This window comes from Hyalangium minutum, from assembly GCF_000737315.1.
In the GTDB taxonomy this organism is placed as follows: Bacteria; Myxococcota; Myxococcia; order Myxococcales; family Myxococcaceae; genus Hyalangium; species Hyalangium minutum.
In genome coordinates this window covers 1-15,335 of the sequence record NZ_JMCB01000005.1, presented here as the reverse complement: position 1 = coordinate 15,335, position 15,335 = coordinate 1, and the positions used below count along the sequence as shown (strand labels likewise).

At 69.5% G+C, this 15,335-nt stretch carries 15 protein-coding genes; 7 read left to right on the top strand and 8 right to left on the bottom strand.

The features are described from left to right. Positions 1-32: 32 nt before the first annotated feature. Entirely contained in the window at positions 33-1,112 is a 1,080-nt protein-coding gene (locus tag DB31_RS13655; protein WP_044187396.1) for a type III polyketide synthase, read from the bottom strand. A 239-nt stretch (positions 1,113-1,351) separates the two neighbouring features. Here DB31_RS13655 and DB31_RS13650 point away from each other — a divergent pair, with 239 nt between their 5' ends. Continuing rightward, complete coding sequence (locus DB31_RS13650) at positions 1,352-3,172, top strand: leucine-rich repeat domain-containing protein (protein WP_044188065.1); 1,821 nt, start codon at positions 1,352-1,354, stop codon at positions 3,170-3,172. A 7-nt stretch (positions 3,173-3,179) separates the two neighbouring features. On the opposite strand, the gene modC is transcribed toward DB31_RS13650, so the two are convergent. Genes modC through modA form a run of 3 tightly spaced genes read right to left on the bottom strand, consistent with a single transcriptional unit; the run spans position 3,180 to position 5,667 of the window. Next, the gene (modC, locus tag DB31_RS13645; protein ID WP_044187393.1) at positions 3,180-4,241 is read right to left on the bottom strand and encodes a molybdenum ABC transporter ATP-binding protein; all 1,062 of its coding nucleotides are present in this window, start codon (positions 4,239-4,241) and stop codon (positions 3,180-3,182) included. After that, the gene (gene modB / locus DB31_RS13640) at positions 4,238-4,915 is read right to left on the bottom strand and encodes a molybdate ABC transporter permease subunit (protein ID WP_044187391.1); all 678 of its coding nucleotides are present in this window, start codon (positions 4,913-4,915) and stop codon (positions 4,238-4,240) included. The genes modC and modB overlap by 4 nt, the downstream gene beginning before the upstream one ends. Beyond that, a complete protein-coding gene (gene modA, locus DB31_RS13635) occupies positions 4,912-5,667 on the bottom strand; it encodes a molybdate ABC transporter substrate-binding protein (protein WP_044187390.1) in 756 nt (251 codons plus the stop codon). Before modA ends, modB begins: the two co-directional genes overlap by 4 nt. 90 nt (positions 5,668-5,757) lie before the next feature. Here modA and DB31_RS13630 point away from each other — a divergent pair, with 90 nt between their 5' ends. Both DB31_RS13630 and DB31_RS13625 read left to right on the top strand, forming a co-directional pair. Beyond that, positions 5,758-6,261: a MarR family winged helix-turn-helix transcriptional regulator gene (locus DB31_RS13630; protein WP_044187388.1), complete on the top strand. Its 504-nt coding sequence runs from the start codon at positions 5,758-5,760 to the stop codon at positions 6,259-6,261. Between the two features lie 112 nt (positions 6,262-6,373). Then, a complete protein-coding gene (locus tag DB31_RS13625; RefSeq protein ID WP_044187386.1) occupies positions 6,374-7,867 on the top strand; it encodes a Do family serine endopeptidase in 1,494 nt (497 codons plus the stop codon). Here the strand turns inward: DB31_RS13625 and DB31_RS13620 are convergent. Beyond that, a complete protein-coding gene (locus tag DB31_RS13620) occupies positions 7,851-8,534 on the bottom strand; it encodes a YdcF family protein (RefSeq protein WP_044187384.1) in 684 nt (227 codons plus the stop codon). The genes DB31_RS13625 and DB31_RS13620 overlap by 17 nt on opposite strands. A 118-nt stretch (positions 8,535-8,652) precedes the next feature. Here DB31_RS13620 and mgtE point away from each other — a divergent pair, with 118 nt between their 5' ends. Further along, positions 8,653-9,975: a magnesium transporter gene (mgtE, locus tag DB31_RS13615; protein ID WP_044187382.1), complete on the top strand. Its 1,323-nt coding sequence runs from the start codon at positions 8,653-8,655 to the stop codon at positions 9,973-9,975. Positions 9,976-9,978: 3 nt separating this feature from the next. Here the strand turns inward: mgtE and DB31_RS13610 are convergent, their stop codons facing one another. From DB31_RS13610 to DB31_RS13600, 3 genes are all read right to left on the bottom strand, one after another. Next, a complete protein-coding gene (locus DB31_RS13610; protein ID WP_044187380.1) occupies positions 9,979-10,845 on the bottom strand; it encodes an endonuclease/exonuclease/phosphatase family protein in 867 nt (288 codons plus the stop codon). A 141-nt stretch (positions 10,846-10,986) separates the two neighbouring features. Continuing rightward, the gene (locus DB31_RS13605; RefSeq protein ID WP_044187378.1) at positions 10,987-11,661 is read right to left on the bottom strand and encodes an MXAN_6652 family MXYO-CTERM-anchored protein; all 675 of its coding nucleotides are present in this window, start codon (positions 11,659-11,661) and stop codon (positions 10,987-10,989) included. Between the two features lie 55 nt (positions 11,662-11,716). Continuing rightward, positions 11,717-12,391 carry a DUF4336 domain-containing protein gene (locus DB31_RS13600; protein ID WP_044187375.1) on the bottom strand — a complete coding sequence of 225 codons (675 nt, stop codon included), beginning with the start codon at positions 12,389-12,391 and terminating at the stop codon, positions 11,717-11,719. Positions 12,392-12,589: 198 nt separating this feature from the next. Here DB31_RS13600 and DB31_RS13595 point away from each other — a divergent pair, with 198 nt between their 5' ends. From DB31_RS13595 to DB31_RS13585, 3 genes are all read left to right on the top strand, one after another. After that, positions 12,590-13,438 carry a pilus assembly FimT family protein gene (locus DB31_RS13595; RefSeq protein WP_276203620.1) on the top strand — a complete coding sequence of 283 codons (849 nt, stop codon included), beginning with the start codon at positions 12,590-12,592 and terminating at the stop codon, positions 13,436-13,438. Positions 13,439-13,446: 8 nt separating this feature from the next. After that, positions 13,447-14,007 (top strand): type IV pilus modification PilV family protein, encoded by a 561-nt coding sequence (locus DB31_RS13590; protein ID WP_044187368.1) that lies wholly within the window; start codon positions 13,447-13,449, stop codon positions 14,005-14,007. Positions 14,008-14,012: 5 nt separating this feature from the next. Then, on the top strand, positions 14,013-15,335 hold a 1,323-nt coding region (locus tag DB31_RS13585; protein WP_044187365.1), incomplete at its 3' end, for a PilW family protein.

Genomic DNA, 15,335 nt, shown 5'->3' with positions numbered 1-15,335 from the left:
GAACAGAACGGAGAGTCCCCTCCCGTCTTCGCTCACCAGCGCAGCAGCACCAGCTCCGCGCAGAAGCCGGGGCCCATCGCCATCATGACACCCCAGTCGCCCGGCTGAGGCTCCTGAGACTCCATCGTCTCCCCGAGCACGAAGAGCACCGAGGCCGAGGAGAGGTTGCCCACTTCCTTCAGCGAGGCCCACGAGCGCGCCAGCGCCGGCCGCGGCAGCTCCAGGCTCTCCGCGAAGGCCTCGAGCACCTTGGGACCGCCGGTGTGCGCCACCCAGTGGCGGATGTCCGAGCGCTTCAGCCCATGCGCCCCGAGGAACCCATCCACGTTGGCCCGGACGTTCTCGCGCACCAGCTGGGGCACCTTGGCGGACAGCACCACCTTGAAGCCCGTGTCCACGATGTCCCAGCCCATGATGCGCTCGGTGTCCGGGTACAGCACGGCCCGCGAGGCCACCACGCGGGGGCCCGGCGCCTTCGCCTCGGCGCCCTGCAGCACCGCGCACGCGGCGCCATCTCCGAAGAGGCCCGAGGCGATGATGTTGGGGATGGACAGGTCCTCGCGCTGGAGCGTCAGCGAGCACAGCTCCACCGACAGCACGAGCGCCGTGTGCTTCGGATAGGCCCGCAGGTAGTCCACCGCGCGCGCCACCCCCGCCGCCCCGGCCACGCACCCCAGGCCGAACAGCGGCGAGCGCTTCACGTCCTCGCGGAACCCCAGCCGGTTGGCCAGGCGCGCCTCGATGCTCGGCACGGCCAGCCCCGTCACTGTCACGAAGAAGACGTGGTCCACGTCCTTCGGCGTGAGCCCGGCCTTGTCCAGCGCCTGGCGCACCACCTGCTCGCCCAGCTCCACCGCGGAGCGGGTCCACGCGTCGTTGCGCTGCTGAAACGAGACGAGCGGTGGGTACTCGTCGATGGGCAGCGCCAGGAAGCGGCCCGACACGTTCACCGCGCGATGGAGCTCCTCCAATCGCTCCAGGTTGAAGTGCTTCTTGGCCCACAGCTCCCGGAAGGCACGGATGAGCTGCTCCTGGCTCGCGTAGTGAGGAGGCAGAGCCCTCCCGACCGCGCGGACGAGAGGCGAAAGGTCCAGAGAGGATGCGCTGTGCATGAAGCTCCCGCGGAAGACTGCCCCATAGCCGAGGAACGTGCCGGAAGCGATCCAAGACCGCAGGCGCGGGTCCTGAGCATGACACCCGGAAGACTCTCGGCGATGGACTTTCCTGAACCCGACACCTCAGGCCGCTGCGGATAGAGTGTGGCCCCAACCCTGTCCCCTGGGTAGCCCGCCATGACGCGTCTCTTCCACATGCTGATCGCCGCGTGGATGGCGGCCTGCTCCCAGACGCCATGAGCAGGAGCCCTCGGTACACGCTGGGGGCGTTCGCGGCGCTGCTCCTGTCGGCCTGCGCCTCCGCGCCCAAGCCCGTCCCTGCCCCGGCTCCCGCTCCTCCGGCGCTCCCGGCTGTCGAGGTCCGGGTGTACCGGGAGCTGCCAAGTGGAGCCGTGGAGCCGTGGGGCACGCTGCCCCCGAAACCCGGAGCGCCCGCGCTGCCCTCGGAGCCCTGGCTCGTGGAGCCGTCCCAGCCTGTGCTCACGGGGACAGACGCTCAGGCGCTCGCGGCCCTGCTGCGCGCCCATGAGGTGCACCGGCTCTCGCTGAGAGGCGTGGAGCTGCCGTCCCCCGAGCTGCTGGCGCGCGCGGTGGAAGGGACGGCGCTCACGGCGGTGTACCTCTCGGGGACTCCTGCCACCGATGAACACGTGAACGTGCTCTCGTCCCTGCCCGGGCTCGACACGCTGCACCTGGATGGAAGCCGAGTGACGGATGCAGGGCTGGCGCACCTCGAGAAGTCCTCCCGGCTGGAGGTGCTGCTCCTCTCGAGCACAGCCATCACGGACGCGGGCCTGTCGCGGCTCACGGGGCTCGTGAACCTGCGGAGAGTCGAGGTGGCGGAGACGCATGTGAGCACCACCGGCCTCTCGTTCCTGAAGGACTGTCCCAAGCTGGAGGTGCTCGATGCCACCCAGACGGACGCGGATGACCGGCTCCTCGCGCTGCTTCCCGGTACGGCGCTGAAGAGGCTGGTGCTCAGCGACACGCTCGTCACGAGCGCGGGCCTGGAGCCATTGCGACAGATGCTCGCCCTTAAAGGACTGGGTCTGGCTCGCACGGGCGTGACAGACGCGGGACTGGCTCACCTGGAGGCGCTGCCTGCCCTGGAGGCGCTTCATCTGGCCAAGGCCCGGATCACCGACACGGGCCTGGCGCGCCTTGCCCGGCTCAAGACGCTGCGCGGACTCGTGCTGGATGAGACGGACGTCGGGGATGCGGGGATGCGGCAGCTCTCGGACTTGAAGAGGCTCGAGGTCCTCAGCCTCGAACGCACCCGCGTCAGCGACAAGAGCCTCCCGCTGCTGGCAGGGTTCCAGCGCCTCCAGGAACTGAACCTGTCAGGCACGCGGATCACAGCGGCGGGACTGCCCTCGCTGGCCGTGCTGACCTCGCTCGTGGACCTGCGCCTCTCCGGCCTGTCGCTCCCGGACAGCTCACTGGCTGCGCTCGCGGGGCTCACGCAGCTCGTCCGCCTGGACCTCAGCGACAACCCGTTGAGCGAAGGGGGGCTCGCGAACCTTCAGGCCGCGAGCGCGCTGGAAGAGCTGAACATGAGCAGGACTGGCTTCACCGATGAAGGCGTGCGGATCCTGCGCTTCTGGCCTCGCCTGCGCTCGCTCAAGCTGGTGCGCACGGTGTTGACCGACGCCGGACTCCAGCAACTCAGCGGCACCCTCGAGACGCTGCATATCGGCGCCACGCTCATCTCCGACTCCGGGCTGCCCGTGCTCGCGCGGCTCCCTCGGCTCTCGGCGCTGGATCTCCACCAGACCTCCGTGACGGATCAGGGCCTCGCTGGGCTGAAGGACGCGCCCTCGCTGTCCATCCTCAACCTCGCGGGGACCCGCATTGGCGATAGAGGGCTCACGGTGCTGCCGGAGACCGTGGCGGTGCTCGCGCTGGTCCGCACCCGTGTCACGGAGGCCGCGCTGCCTGCGCTGGAACTCAGGAAGCGGTTGCGTCAGGTGGACCTCCGGGAGACCTCCATCTCCCCTGAGGCCCTGAAGCAGGCCTCCCGGCGCTCCTCCATCCAGTGGATCCACGACGCCCCGTAGGCCCTCCTCACCGCAGCCGACGGCACGCGGACGTCTTCACTGCGAGGAACACCCGCGAGCCTTGCGCCACCTGCAGCTCCCGCACCGCTCCCTCCGTCACCCGCACCGCGAACGGCACACCCGCCACCTCCACCAGGAGGATCCGGTCTCCAACGCCCGCCTCCTCGATGCGCTTCACCGTCCCCTCCAGAACGTTGCGCGCGGAGACGCCCGTGAGCGGTCCCATGGACAGCAGGATGTCCTCGGCCAGCACCGCATACGCCGCACGGCCCCCTACGGCCAGCTCCACCGAGTCCGGCACCCACAGCGAGAGCCCCTGCGCCATCCGCAGCCGCAGCCCGCCCTCCGCCGGCCGCTCCAGCACCCCCTCCAGGATGTTCTCCTCTCCCTCCAGCCCCAGCGCGCCGCGCGTCGTCCCGCCGAGCACCGTGTCCGCGGGCCCCACCGCCTTCACGCGCCCCTGCTCCAGCAGCAGGGCCTCCTGCGCCAGCACTCGCGCCTCGCCGAGCTGGTGCGTGACGTAGAGCATCGGCACGCGCGCCTCGTCCCGGATGCGCAGCAGGTACGGCAGCACGCGCTCCTTGAGCGCCACATCCAGCGCGGCCAACGGCTCATCCAGCAGCAGCAGCGCCGGATCCGTCGCCAGCGCCCGGGCCAGCGCCACACGCTGACGCTCGCCTCCGGAGAGCGTGGCCGGGTAGCGGTGCAGCAGAGGCTCCAGCTCCAGCAGGGCCACCGCCTCGTCCACGCGAGAGGGCCGGCCCTTGCGCACGCCGAAGCGGACATTCTCCCGCGCGGTGAGGTGCGGGAACAGCAGCGAGTCCTGAGGCACGTACCCCATGCGCCGCGCCTCGGGAGGAACCTCCACCCCCACCGCCGAGTCCAGCAGCACGCGCCCGCCCACCCCCAGCCGCCCTCGGGCCTCGCGGCGCAGCCCCGCCAGCGACTCCAGCAGCGAGGTCTTCCCCGAGCCCGAGCGCCCCATCACCGCCACCGACGCGGAAGCGAAGCGCGCCTCCACCTCCAGCGAGAACCGGGCCAGCGGCAGCTGCAGGGAGAGCTCGATCATGCGCGCGCCCGTGCTCCCCGGCGGCGCGAGAGCACCTCCGTCGCATAGATGGCAGCAAAGGCCATCAACGTCGCCACCCCCGCCAACCGGAGCGCCTCCGCGTCCTGCCCAATCTGAGTGCGGTGGAAGATGGCGAGCGCCAGCGTCTGGGTCCGCCCTGGAATGTTACCGGCCACCAACACCGTGGCGCCGAACTCCCCCAGGGCCCGAGAGAACGCCAGCAGCGCCCCCGTGAGCACGCCGCGCCAGGCCAGCGGCAGCGTCACACGGAAAAAGGCCCGCGCGCGCGAATCCCCCAGCGTTCGAGCCACCGCCACCAGCCGGGGATCCACCTCCTCGAAGCCCGAGCGCGCCGCGCGCACCAGCAGCGGGAAGGCCATGATGGCGCTGGCGAGCACCACCGCCTTGGGCGTGAAGATCACCTCGATGCCCATCGAATCCAGCACCTGCCCTACCGGACTGCTCTGCGAGAGCACCTCCAGCAGCACCAACCCCACCGCCGTGGGCGGCAGCACCAGCGGAAGCGAGAGCAACGTCTCGATCAGGCCCTTGCCCGCTCCCTCCCAGCGCGCGAGGCCGTAAGCCACGGCGATCCCCACTGGCAGGATGAGCACCGTGGCCAGCGCCGCCACCGCCAGCGTGAAGAGAATGAGGGGCAGCTCGCCCTCGGTCACGGAGCAGACTTTCCGGGCAGGAAGATGAACCCGTACCGCTCGAAGACACTGCGCGCGGCCTCTCCCTGGAGGAAGCGCACGAAGGCGCGGCCTGCCTCGGAGGCCTTGCCCTTGGACAGCGCCGCCACCGGATAGACGACGCGAGGCCCATCCGCCTCCGGAACGGTGAACGCCACACGCACACGCTTCGACAGCGCCGCATCCGTGGCGTACACCACCGCCGCGTCCACCCGGCCCGCCTCCACGGCTGCGAGCGCGGCGCGCACATCCAACGTGGGTACCACGCGCGGCTCCACCTCCTTCCACACACCTGCCTTCTCCAGCCAGGCCTTCGCATAGAGGCCTGCGGGCACCGCCGCCGGATCCGCGAGCGCCAGCCGCTTCACGCCCTTCAGCTCCGCCCCCGAGGCCACCTTCAGCTTCGAGCCCACAGGCACCACCACCACCAGCCGGTTGGAGAGCAGCTCCACCCGCGTGCCCGCCTGGAGGAGCCCCGCCTTCTCCACCTGGTCCATCTTCGCCAGGTCCGCCGAGAGGAAGACATCCGCCGGAGCGCCCGCCACCGCCTGCCGCGCCAGATCATTCGAGCCGCCAAAGGCGAACTCCACGGTGTGGCCCTGCTCCTTCGTGAAGGCCTTGCCCAATTCCTGGACGGCGTCGGTGGTGCTGGCCGCAGCGAAGACGAGCACCTTCTCGGCCGCCTGGGCAGGGAGGGCCACAGCAAGCAAGAGGGCGAGCAACATTGTACGCATAGAAACGTTCCTCTTCCGGAGCAAGGGTGCACGTCAAGGGGCCCGGAGAATCCATTGACCCGCCCCAGGGTGCCCGATAAAGAAAATTCCGTGTCACGGAATATCCCGAAACAGGAAGAACTCGCCGGAGACGTCGCGCAGCTCCAGCAGCTGCTCCACGCACTGGGGCGGCGCCGCTCGCTCCGGGACCCCATCGCGGCGACCTGTGAGGATTTCCAGTTCACCCCGCCCCAGGTCCACTCGCTGCTGTGGCTGGGGCTGGACGGCATGCTCACCATGGGAGAGCTCGCCCGGCGACTGGGCGTGACGGAGAAGACCGTCACCGGCGTCGTGGATCGCCTCGAGCGCGAGGGCCACGTCCAGCGCGAGCGCATCACCCTGGACCGCCGCGTCGTGCGCTGCCGCCTGACGGAGGCCGGGCAGCAGACCTACCAGCTTCTCAAGGGTCAGTTAGACGAGGCCATGGGCCAGTTCCTCGGCCTGCTGGATGGAGAAGACCGCAAGGCCCTCTTCCGCATCCTGGAGAAGCTCGTCGTCCGGCTGGAGTCAGCCCCCGCGGAAGGACTGGCGTCGGCCCGCGAAAAGTCGGCCTGAGCCACCACGCACTCCTCCCCTCGCCCCGCTCCTCACACCTCGCTCCACCTTGCGTGGCGAGCCCCCTGTTTTATCGGACAGGGCGCCCGCAATGTCTGGTGGGAGGAACGGGATGAAGGAGACATACGCATCGAGAGTCCTGGGGTTGCTGTTGGCAGGAGGGGTGGCACTGGCTGGCTGTGACAAGGGGCCGCCCGCCTCTCTGCCCTTGGGAGAAATCGAGGCGACGCCACCCGCTTCGGAGCCGGCCCAGGTGACAGGCACGGCCGCCCCGCAGCTCGCTCCTCAGCCGCTTCCCTCGGTGGCCTCGCTGACGGACTCGGTGCGCGCCGCGGTCGTCAACGTGGAGGTCACCTCGCGAGTCCAAGGGCCGATGGGGCCGCACGGCCTGGAAGATCCCTTCGGAGAAGGCCTGCCGTGGCCGTGGAGGCAGCCGTTCCAGGAGCCCCGAGAGCCGGTGCTCCGGGGCGCGGGCTCGGGCTTCATCATTGATCCCTCGGGGAGGGTGCTCACCAACAACCACGTGGTGGAGGGCGCCATGGATATCCGTGTGAAGCTCTTGGATGGCCGCCAGTTCGATGCCGAGGTGCTGGGCACCGATCCGCTCACGGACGTGGCCGTTCTCCAGCTCCAGGGCAAGGACGTGAAGGATCTGCCCGTGGTACAGCTGGGTGACTCGGAGGCCATGCGCGTGGGCGACTGGGTGCTGGCCATCGGCAACCCCTTCGGCCTGTCCTCCAGCGTCAGCCTGGGCATCCTCTCGGCCAAGGCGCGGGACATCCAGGCCGGCCCGTATGACGACTTCCTGCAGACGGATGCCGCCATCAACCCGGGCAACTCGGGCGGTCCGCTCTTCAACATGAAGGGCGAGGTGATCGGCATCAACACCGCCATCGTGGGCGGCGGCACGGGCATCGGCTTCGCGGTGCCCAGCAACCTCGTGAAGGCGCTGGTGCCTCAGCTGGAGAAGGAGGGCACCGTCACCCGTGGCTGGTTGGGCGTGGGCGTCCAGAACCTGACGGCCCCGCTCGCCGAGGCGATGAACCTGCCCGTGCAGGAAGGTGCCATCGTGTTGAGCGTCGACGAGGGCTCGCCCGCCGCTCGGGCCGGGCTGGAGCTGGATGACACCATCGTGGCGTTGGACGGTAAGCCCATCACCTCCGCGAGCGCGCTCACGCGCACGGTCGCGCTCATGCGTCCCGGCACGGAGGTGACGCTCACGCTGTACCGGCGGGGCGACAAGCAAGAGCGGAAGCTCACGCTGGGAACGCGGCCGGACATCGAGGGCGTCTCGTCGCGGCGAAGCCCTCGGGCTCAGGAGGAGCCCCACCAGCGGATCGGGCTGGGCCTCTCGGATGTGGCGCCCCAGCTGCAAGCGCGAGGATTTCCCTCGGGGGCGCTCCTCACCCAGGTGGTGCCGGGCTCCGTGGCGGAGCGCGCGGGGCTCATGCCGGGCATGGTGGTCATGGAGGCTGCGGCCAAGCCGGTGCGCGGTGCCGCGGATCTCGCCCGAATCCTGCGCGAGGCCCGGCCCGGGAGCTCGGTGCTCCTGCGCATCGAGTTCCAGGGGGCCCGGGCGCTCCGCGCGCTCAAGATCCCCGAGTAGCCCTGCTGGACCGAGAGGCCTCGGCCACACCGGCCCGAACCGCGGGCGCCCGCGCGAGCAACACGCGCGGGTGCAGCAGCAAGGCGAAGGCCTCGCGTACCGTCCAGTAGAAGCGATCCACGGCGTGGAGGTTGCGCTCGGTGAGGAGCGCGGGGCTGGTGGCCACCTCGAAGCCCTGGAGCCGGAAGTACTGCCGCGCGCGCAGCAAGTGGTACGGATCGGACACCACCACCACGCGCTGGGCGCCCAGGGCGCGCAACAGCTCGGCGCTGAAGCGGGCGTTCTGCTCGGTGGAGTGGCTCTGCTCCTCCAGCGTGCACGCCTCGGCCGGGACACCCAGTTGGACCGCCAACGAACGCATGACCTGGGCCTCGGAGGGCGGATGATCCCCTACCCCCCCGGAGAAGACGAGCCGCGAAGCCACGCCCCGCTGGTACAGCTCCACCGCCTTCTCCACCCGCGCCTGCAGCGCTCCCGAGGGTACGCCGCCCTGGAGCACGCGAGCGCCCAGCACCACCACCGCGTCGGCTGGCATGGCCCGCTCGCGCTGGCCGAAGCGATCCACGCGCCACGTCAGCCCGAACACGCCACACGTCAACACACCCACGAGGGCGAACAGGAGCCGACGGAGGCCTCCCGGGCGTTTCCAGAGCGCGGACAGCGGCATGGCCCCAGAGGGTAGGCCAACCCGCCCCTGTCCGCGAGGCCGAGGTAGAGCATGAGCACCTGAGGGCGCTGGCCTGTTCCTCCTGAGTGTGGGAAGAGCGCCGCGTGGAGCGCCTGTCATGACGATCGTCGATCCCGAGCCGATCTTCCCGCACGAGCTGCGCGATGCTTGGCCCGCCCTCTCTCGGGATGAGCGCGTGGAGAGCTTCAAGCTCGTCCCCCACGCCACCGCGGATGACTTCTTCCTCTCGCTCTCGGCGCCGGAGCAACTGGAGCTCATCCTCGCGCTGGCACCGGCGGAGCGACGCACGTGGATGCGGTTGCTGGCGCCGGATGACGCGGTGGACGTGGTCCAGGCCGCGCCGCTGGAGGTCCGCGAGAGCCTGCTCGGCGAGCTCGATGAGGCCACCCGCCGCGAGGCGCACGCGCTGCTGGCCTACGCGGAGGACGACGCGGGTGGCTTGATGAATCCCCGCTTCGCGCGGGTGCGTCCAGAGATGACCATCGACGAGGCCATCAGCTACCTGCGCAAGCAGACGCGCGAGAAGGTGGAGACGGTCTATTACGCGTACGTGCTGGACTCTCAGCAGCACCTGCTGGGCGTGGTCTCCCTGCGGCAGCTCTTCCAGGCCTCGCCGGGCAAGCGGGTGGACGAAGTGATGCGCCGGGACGTCGTCACCGTCAGCGAGGACACGGACCAGGAGGCCGTGAGCCACCTCTTCTCCGAGCACGGCTTCATGGCCATCCCCGTGGTGGACGGTGAGAAGCGGATGAAGGGCATCGTCACGGTGGATGACATCGTCCAGGTGGTGCAGGAGGAGGCCACCGAGGACATCCAGAAGGTGGGCGGTATGGAGGCCCTCGATGCGCCGTACCTGGAGGTAGGCTTCCTCGCCATGCTCAAGAAGCGGGCGGGCTGGCTGATGGTGCTCTTCCTCGGGGAGATGCTCACCGCCACCGCCATGGGCTACTTCGAGGAGGAGATCGCCCGCGCGGTGGTGCTCAGCCTCTTCATCCCGCTCATCATCAGCTCGGGCGGCAACTCCGGCAGCCAGGCCACCACGCTGATCATCCGCTCGCTGGCGCTCTCCGAGGTGCGGCTCAGGGACTGGTGGCTCGTGGCGCGCCGGGAGCTGGCCGCGGGCCTGGCCCTGGGCACCATCCTTGGCTGCGTGGGCATCGTGCGCATCCTGCTGTGGCAGGGCCTCTTCCACAGCTACGGCGAGCACGCGGTGAAGGTGGCCTTCACCGTGGGCCTGTCGCTGGTGGGCGTCGTGATGTTCGGCACCCTGTCCGGCTCCATGCTGCCCTTCGTGCTGCGGCGGGTGGGCTTCGATCCCGCGAGCGCTTCCGCACCGTTCGTCGCCACGCTCGTGGACGTGTCCGGCCTGGTCATCTACTTCACCGTGGCCAGCGTCATCCTCCGGGGTGCGCTGCTCTGAGCCTCAGGGCGCCGCGGCCGGCGCTGCCTCTGCCACCGGCGCCGCCTTCAGCCGCACGTCCGCGACGACGGGGTAATGGTCCGAGGCGCCCACGTGCAGCACCTCGCTCCGCACCGGCTCGAAGGAGTCACAGGCCAGCACGTAGTCGATGCGCAGCGCGGGCGCGAACGGCAGCGGCAGAGGGTAGGTGCCCGCCGAGCCCTGGCCGCTGGCGGCCGCCACGTCCGTGAGGCTCCGCCGCAGCAGGCGCACGGGGCGCGAGTCGGGAGCGTCATTCAGGTCGCCCATGAGGAGCTTGGGCCGGGGATCCTTCGCGAGCAGCGCGGCGATGAGCGCGCTCTGGCGCACACGGGCGTCCCCGTTGAAGGGCCGGCGGATGAGGTGGGTGACGTAGACGCTCACCTCGCGCCCGTCCACCCGCATGAGCGCATGGGCCAGCGTGCGAGGCTCCGCGCCACGCGGCACGGGCAGCGGGTACTCCTCCAGCGCCTCCAGCGGAAAGCGCGAGAGCAGCGCGATGCCATACGCGCCGCCGTACAGGTCCGTGGTGCGGATGTGCGCGTGGTACGGCAGACCGGTCTTCTCGGCGAGCACGGCCGTCTGATCCAGCCCTCCCGCGCGCCGGCTGCCCCGGTCCACCTCCTGGAGCGCGACGATGTCGGGGTGCGCGGTGCGGATGACCTCGGCCACCTTGTCCAGGCCGCGCAGGCCGGACTGGATGTTGAAGGTCATCACACGCAGCTCGCTGGACGCGCGGCCCGTGGAGGTCTGCTGCTCCACGGAAGCGGAGCGAGGCCCCAGGCCCGAGGGCGAGGCGCAGGCGAGCGCCGTGGTGAGGGAGAGCGCGGAGAGAAATCGGAGGAAGGACATGGCTCGAAGGGGCGCGATGCTAAGACGAGGCCCCGAGCATTGTCCTCTCCCCGCCCCGGGCCTGTCCGCACAGCAGGCGGACGGCCCCGGGTGAGGCGATGGGAGCGGGACACGCAACGCCCTGTTCCCACGAGACGCGAACTACGCCGAGCGGCGGCGCAGCCCCGCGGCGGCGAGCAGACCCAGCAGGGCCAGCAGCGGAGCGCCACCCACGGCGGAGCAACCGCTGTCATCGTCATCCCCGTCGCCGTCACCGTTGCCGTTGCCCGCGTCGGGGGTGCCCGTGCCCGCGTCCGGGACGCTCGCGGCGGTCACCGTGATGGGCTTGGTGATGGCGACCGCGTTATCTCCGTCCCACGTGCCGTCGCCGTTGGTCGAGTTGCCGCTGGCATAGAGCGTCGCGGTGCCGGCCGCGGCCGGCGCCTTGAAGGTAAAATCGAACGAGACCGCGCCGCTGGTGAAGGCCTTGGCCGCCGAGTGGGTCAGCTCACCGCCCTGGACCTTCACATCAGATCCGACGACGCCGACCGTGCCGCTGCTGGCCGCCACGTTCAAGCCGCCCTTCACCCCGGGGCCGCCCGAGATGGTGAGCTTGTAGCTACCCGTGGCGCCCGCCTCGAGAGTCGCCGGTCCCTCCAGCGTCACCGTGGGAGCGGCGCTGGCGGCCATCGTGCCGTGGCAACCCGACATGCAGGTCTGCCCCGTAGTCTTGCCGGAGCGGCCCGTCATGCCCGTGCTGTTGGCCAGGGCCGAAGAAGAGAAGAAGAACGCCGCCATCACACCAGCGACGCCAAGAGAGAGCTTCTGCAACTGCATGCAACCTCCGGGGGTAGAGAGAGTTCGATTCTTAACCCAAAATTGCCACGGCGCGTTAGAGCCACGCGAATCCGCTCCGCAGCGCCGCCTTCCCCCCGGACTCGAGCACCTCGCCGTGGCACACCACCACGCGCTCGAAGTCCCAGCTCCACACCGCCTCCAGTGAGGTGCGCAGCGCCTGCCGGTCCTTCACCAGCGACTTGAGCAACATCGTCGGCGCCAGCTTCCCGTATGTGCCGCTCAGCTTCAGGTACGTGCGCGTCAGCCACGAGGGCGAATGGCGGATGTGGAATGCCACATCCGTCACCAGCAGCGTGCGGCTGGGGCGGTGCAGGAAGACGAACTCCTCCATCCTGGGCATGCCGCGCAGGTGTTGCTGCGCAATCACCTCGGCGTAGCCCGCCTCCGGCGCGGCTCCCAGCTCCACGTCGATGCGCAGGTTCGGCTGCTTCTTGCGCAGGCCTGGCAGCGCCACCACGCGAGCCTCCGGAAACGCCGCGGCCCAGGCCGGCAGGTTCAGGTGGTGCTCGAGGTTGGGCGCCACCAGGTAGCGCACCGGCCCCAGTGCCTCCACCGCCGCCCGCGTCTCCGCGTCCATCCGCACCGGCGAGTGGATCCACAGCCCGCCTTCGGGCAAGCGGATCACTGTCATCCGCCCGCCCAGCTCCATCCCACCGATGCGAAACGGCACCTCCTGGACGTAGAGCGCTTCCGCCAAAGGCCGCAACATGAGGACTCCTCCTGGTTCTCGGTGACGTGCGCCCATGTCGGAGAACTCCCGAGGGTGCGCGCACCTCGCGTGTCTTACCCACCTGGAGTTCACCTCGCAAAGTTTGCGGAGTGCAAAGTTTGCGACGCGCAACCCCTGTCACGGAGCGCCTGAAGCACCCTGTAGATCCTGTCGTTCCCAGCGCTTACATCGACTTCTGTGCCGGGCTGGACTTTGCAAGAGTGGGGGACTCTCAGGAGGTCCTGCTTGCCTGCTCGCACCCGACGACTCCGCCAAGGTGTCACCCTAATTGAGCTGATGGCCGCCGTGGCCATCCTCGCCATCCTGGTCGCGCTGTCCTCCTATGGCCTGCGCTACACCGGCACGGCGCGGATGAACAACGCCGTGTTTGACGTGGCCGCGCTCATGAACACCGCGCAGCTGCGCGCCATCAGCCGCGGCGCCCCCCACTACATCTTCATCCACCAGCCCTTCCAGAACACGACCCAGCCGGGCCGCGTGCGCGTGCTGATGATCGAACGCCCGGACGTGCCGGCCATTACCCGCACCGACTGGCAGACGCTGAACCTCACCAGCGGCGTCGCCGAGGCCCTGCAGTACACCGGCACGCGGTCCGACGGCACCGTGGGGCCCATGAATGCCAACCCTCGGGACAGGGTGGAGCTGGGCACCACCTGGACGGAGCCGGGTAACAGCCAGCCCGCCAACGCGTCCTTCCTGGGCTTCCTGGACCTGGACTCCATCCGCATCCGCAAGCCCCTGCCGCCGCCCTTCAGCGCCATCTCGCTGACCACGACGGTCCAGGCTCCCAACCTGAACATTCCGGCGCTGGACCTGATGGTCGGCTGCAACTTCTGCATCAACCCCAGCGGCAGCGAGCCCTACGGCGTGCTGCGCTTCAACGCGGACGGCACCATGGACGTGATGACGGGCAACGCCCGCTCTGGCGCCGTCATCGCCTTCGCCCCCAGCACCCGCGAGGAGCGGGATGTGATTCCCAAGCTGCTGACCATCTCCGCGCCCGCTGGCGCCGTCGTCGTCTTCTAGGAGAGCCCATGCGTTCCTCTCGCTCGTTCCACCGCGGCAGTTCTCTCATCGAGGCGATGGCGGCGCTCGCCGTCTTCACCATCGGCATCATCGGCATCATGGACATGAACCTGCTGGCCAGTAAGCAGAACACCCTGGCCCGCTCGCGCACCGTCGCCAGCAAGATTGCCCGCGACGTGGCGGACTCCTTCGAGCGCATCCCCTTCAAGCACCCGATGCTCAGCGTCCCCACGGGCCTGCTCATGACGGACGACGAGTTCGACAACATCGAAAATGAGGATGGACTGGTGAAGCTGGAGACGGCGGTGGCGCAGACCACGGATCGCCCCATCCTGGGCGCCGCGGACGCCATGTTCACCTCCGAAGGCGACCGAACCTTCTACAAGGTGGCCTGGCGCGTGATACCCGTCGCCAACCCGCAGCGCGCCGGTCAGGTGGATCAGAAGCGGATCCTCATCATGGTGCGCTTCCCGTCGCCCGGCGGGGGCATGGTCGATGTGAAGACCTGGGCCGTGCGCTATGACGTCGAGCTGATCACCGGCGACGACCAAACCCTCCTGGAGCTGTAATTCCCATGCGCAAGTCCATCCGCTCTCGAGGTTTCACGCTGCTGGAGCTCCTGGTGGGCGCCGCCGTTGGCGCGGTCGTGCTGGTGGGCATCAGCATGACGTTCATCTCCCAGGCACGGCAGTACCAGGTCCACGCCAGCCGCCGCGGGGTGCAGGCCAACGCCCGCCAGGCCCTGGCCTTCATGGGCCGCCACCTGCGCGCCGCGGGCTACGGCATCAATCCAGACCGGGCCATCATCTCCTGGGATTCGTACGACGCGGCCACCAACCAGCAGGCGCCGGGCTTCCCGGATGCCTTCGCGGTCCACTTCCGCGACGAGCTGTTCCGCCGCCGGGCTCAGACCGTGGCTCCCAACCTCATCAGCCTGCGGGCCGCCGAGCCCCTCAAGCCTGGCCAGGAGCTGCGCCGTGGGCAGATCCTGCTCATCATCTGCGAGCGCGACCCGACGTTCCAGGACCCGTCGGTGGACGAGAACCCACCGCACGTGTTCGTCACCGTGGGCGACTACGTGGGCGAGGGCGAGACGGACATTCCCCTGGACAACGCTCCCGTGGCGGCCGCTGACGACCGGCCCACGCGGCGTCCGGGCCGGCTCTTCCACGAGCAGTCCGCCGTCCCGGGCCTGGGCCACCCCTGCTTCGGCCGGGTGAACCCCCACGTGCTGATGGTCCACCGCGCCGCCTTCTACGTGGCCATGTTCACCCACCCCACCACCGGCGAGCGCAAGCCCTACCTCATGATGCACAAGGGCCTGGACATGCCGTCCGCCTCCAACCCCGAGGGCGATGGCGTCATCGACGAGAATGACGCGGTGCCCGTGGCCGAGGGTATCGAGCAGCTTCAGCTGGCCTACGTCCTGGACACCAATAAGAAAGACAACGACCAGACGCCGCTCATCCTGGGCGTCAACGGCCCGATGGGCCCCGCTCACTTCGGTGAGAACTGGGAGCAGATCGACCTGGCCACCCTGCCCCATGGCTGGTTCTTCAACGTCGGCTTTGGCGCCAAGGATCCCTTCGAAATGGCGAAACTGCGCAACATGGACCACCCCGCCAACATCCGCCAGGTGCGCATGACGGTGGTCTCCCGCAGCTCCGTGCCGGACCAGGGGTACGCGGGCGACAACCTGCTGGCCAAGCCCAGCGGTGCGACGTATGCGGACGGTGCTCAGCTGCCCAACGGCACCGTGCCCTGGCGCCACCTGGAGAACCTGGAGCAGCCTCCCGCCGCGGCCTTCACCCCGTCGGGCGGTGGCTTCTACCGGATGCTCCTGCGTGAATCGATCACCCCCAAGAATCTCCTGCTGAACCGGCAGTTCGCACCCATC

Coding starts and splice junctions, on each gene's coding strand:
- DB31_RS13655 (WP_044187396.1), bottom strand. CDS start 1,112: ATGCACAGCGCATCCTCTCTGGACCTTTCGCCTCTCGTCCGCGCGGTC.
- DB31_RS13650 (WP_044188065.1), top strand. CDS start 1,352: ATGAGCAGGAGCCCTCGGTACACGCTGGGGGCGTTCGCGGCGCTGCTC.
- modC (WP_044187393.1), bottom strand. CDS start 4,241: ATGATCGAGCTCTCCCTGCAGCTGCCGCTGGCCCGGTTCTCGCTGGAG.
- modA (WP_044187390.1), bottom strand. CDS start 5,667: ATGCGTACAATGTTGCTCGCCCTCTTGCTTGCTGTGGCCCTCCCTGCC.
- DB31_RS13625 (WP_044187386.1), top strand. CDS start 6,374: ATGAAGGAGACATACGCATCGAGAGTCCTGGGGTTGCTGTTGGCAGGA.
- DB31_RS13620 (WP_044187384.1), bottom strand. CDS start 8,534: ATGCCGCTGTCCGCGCTCTGGAAACGCCCGGGAGGCCTCCGTCGGCTC.
- mgtE (WP_044187382.1), top strand. CDS start 8,653: ATGACGATCGTCGATCCCGAGCCGATCTTCCCGCACGAGCTGCGCGAT.
- DB31_RS13610 (WP_044187380.1), bottom strand. CDS start 10,845: ATGTCCTTCCTCCGATTTCTCTCCGCGCTCTCCCTCACCACGGCGCTC.
- DB31_RS13605 (WP_044187378.1), bottom strand. CDS start 11,661: ATGCAGTTGCAGAAGCTCTCTCTTGGCGTCGCTGGTGTGATGGCGGCG.
- DB31_RS13600 (WP_044187375.1), bottom strand. CDS start 12,391: ATGTTGCGGCCTTTGGCGGAAGCGCTCTACGTCCAGGAGGTGCCGTTT.
- DB31_RS13590 (WP_044187368.1), top strand. CDS start 13,447: ATGCGTTCCTCTCGCTCGTTCCACCGCGGCAGTTCTCTCATCGAGGCG.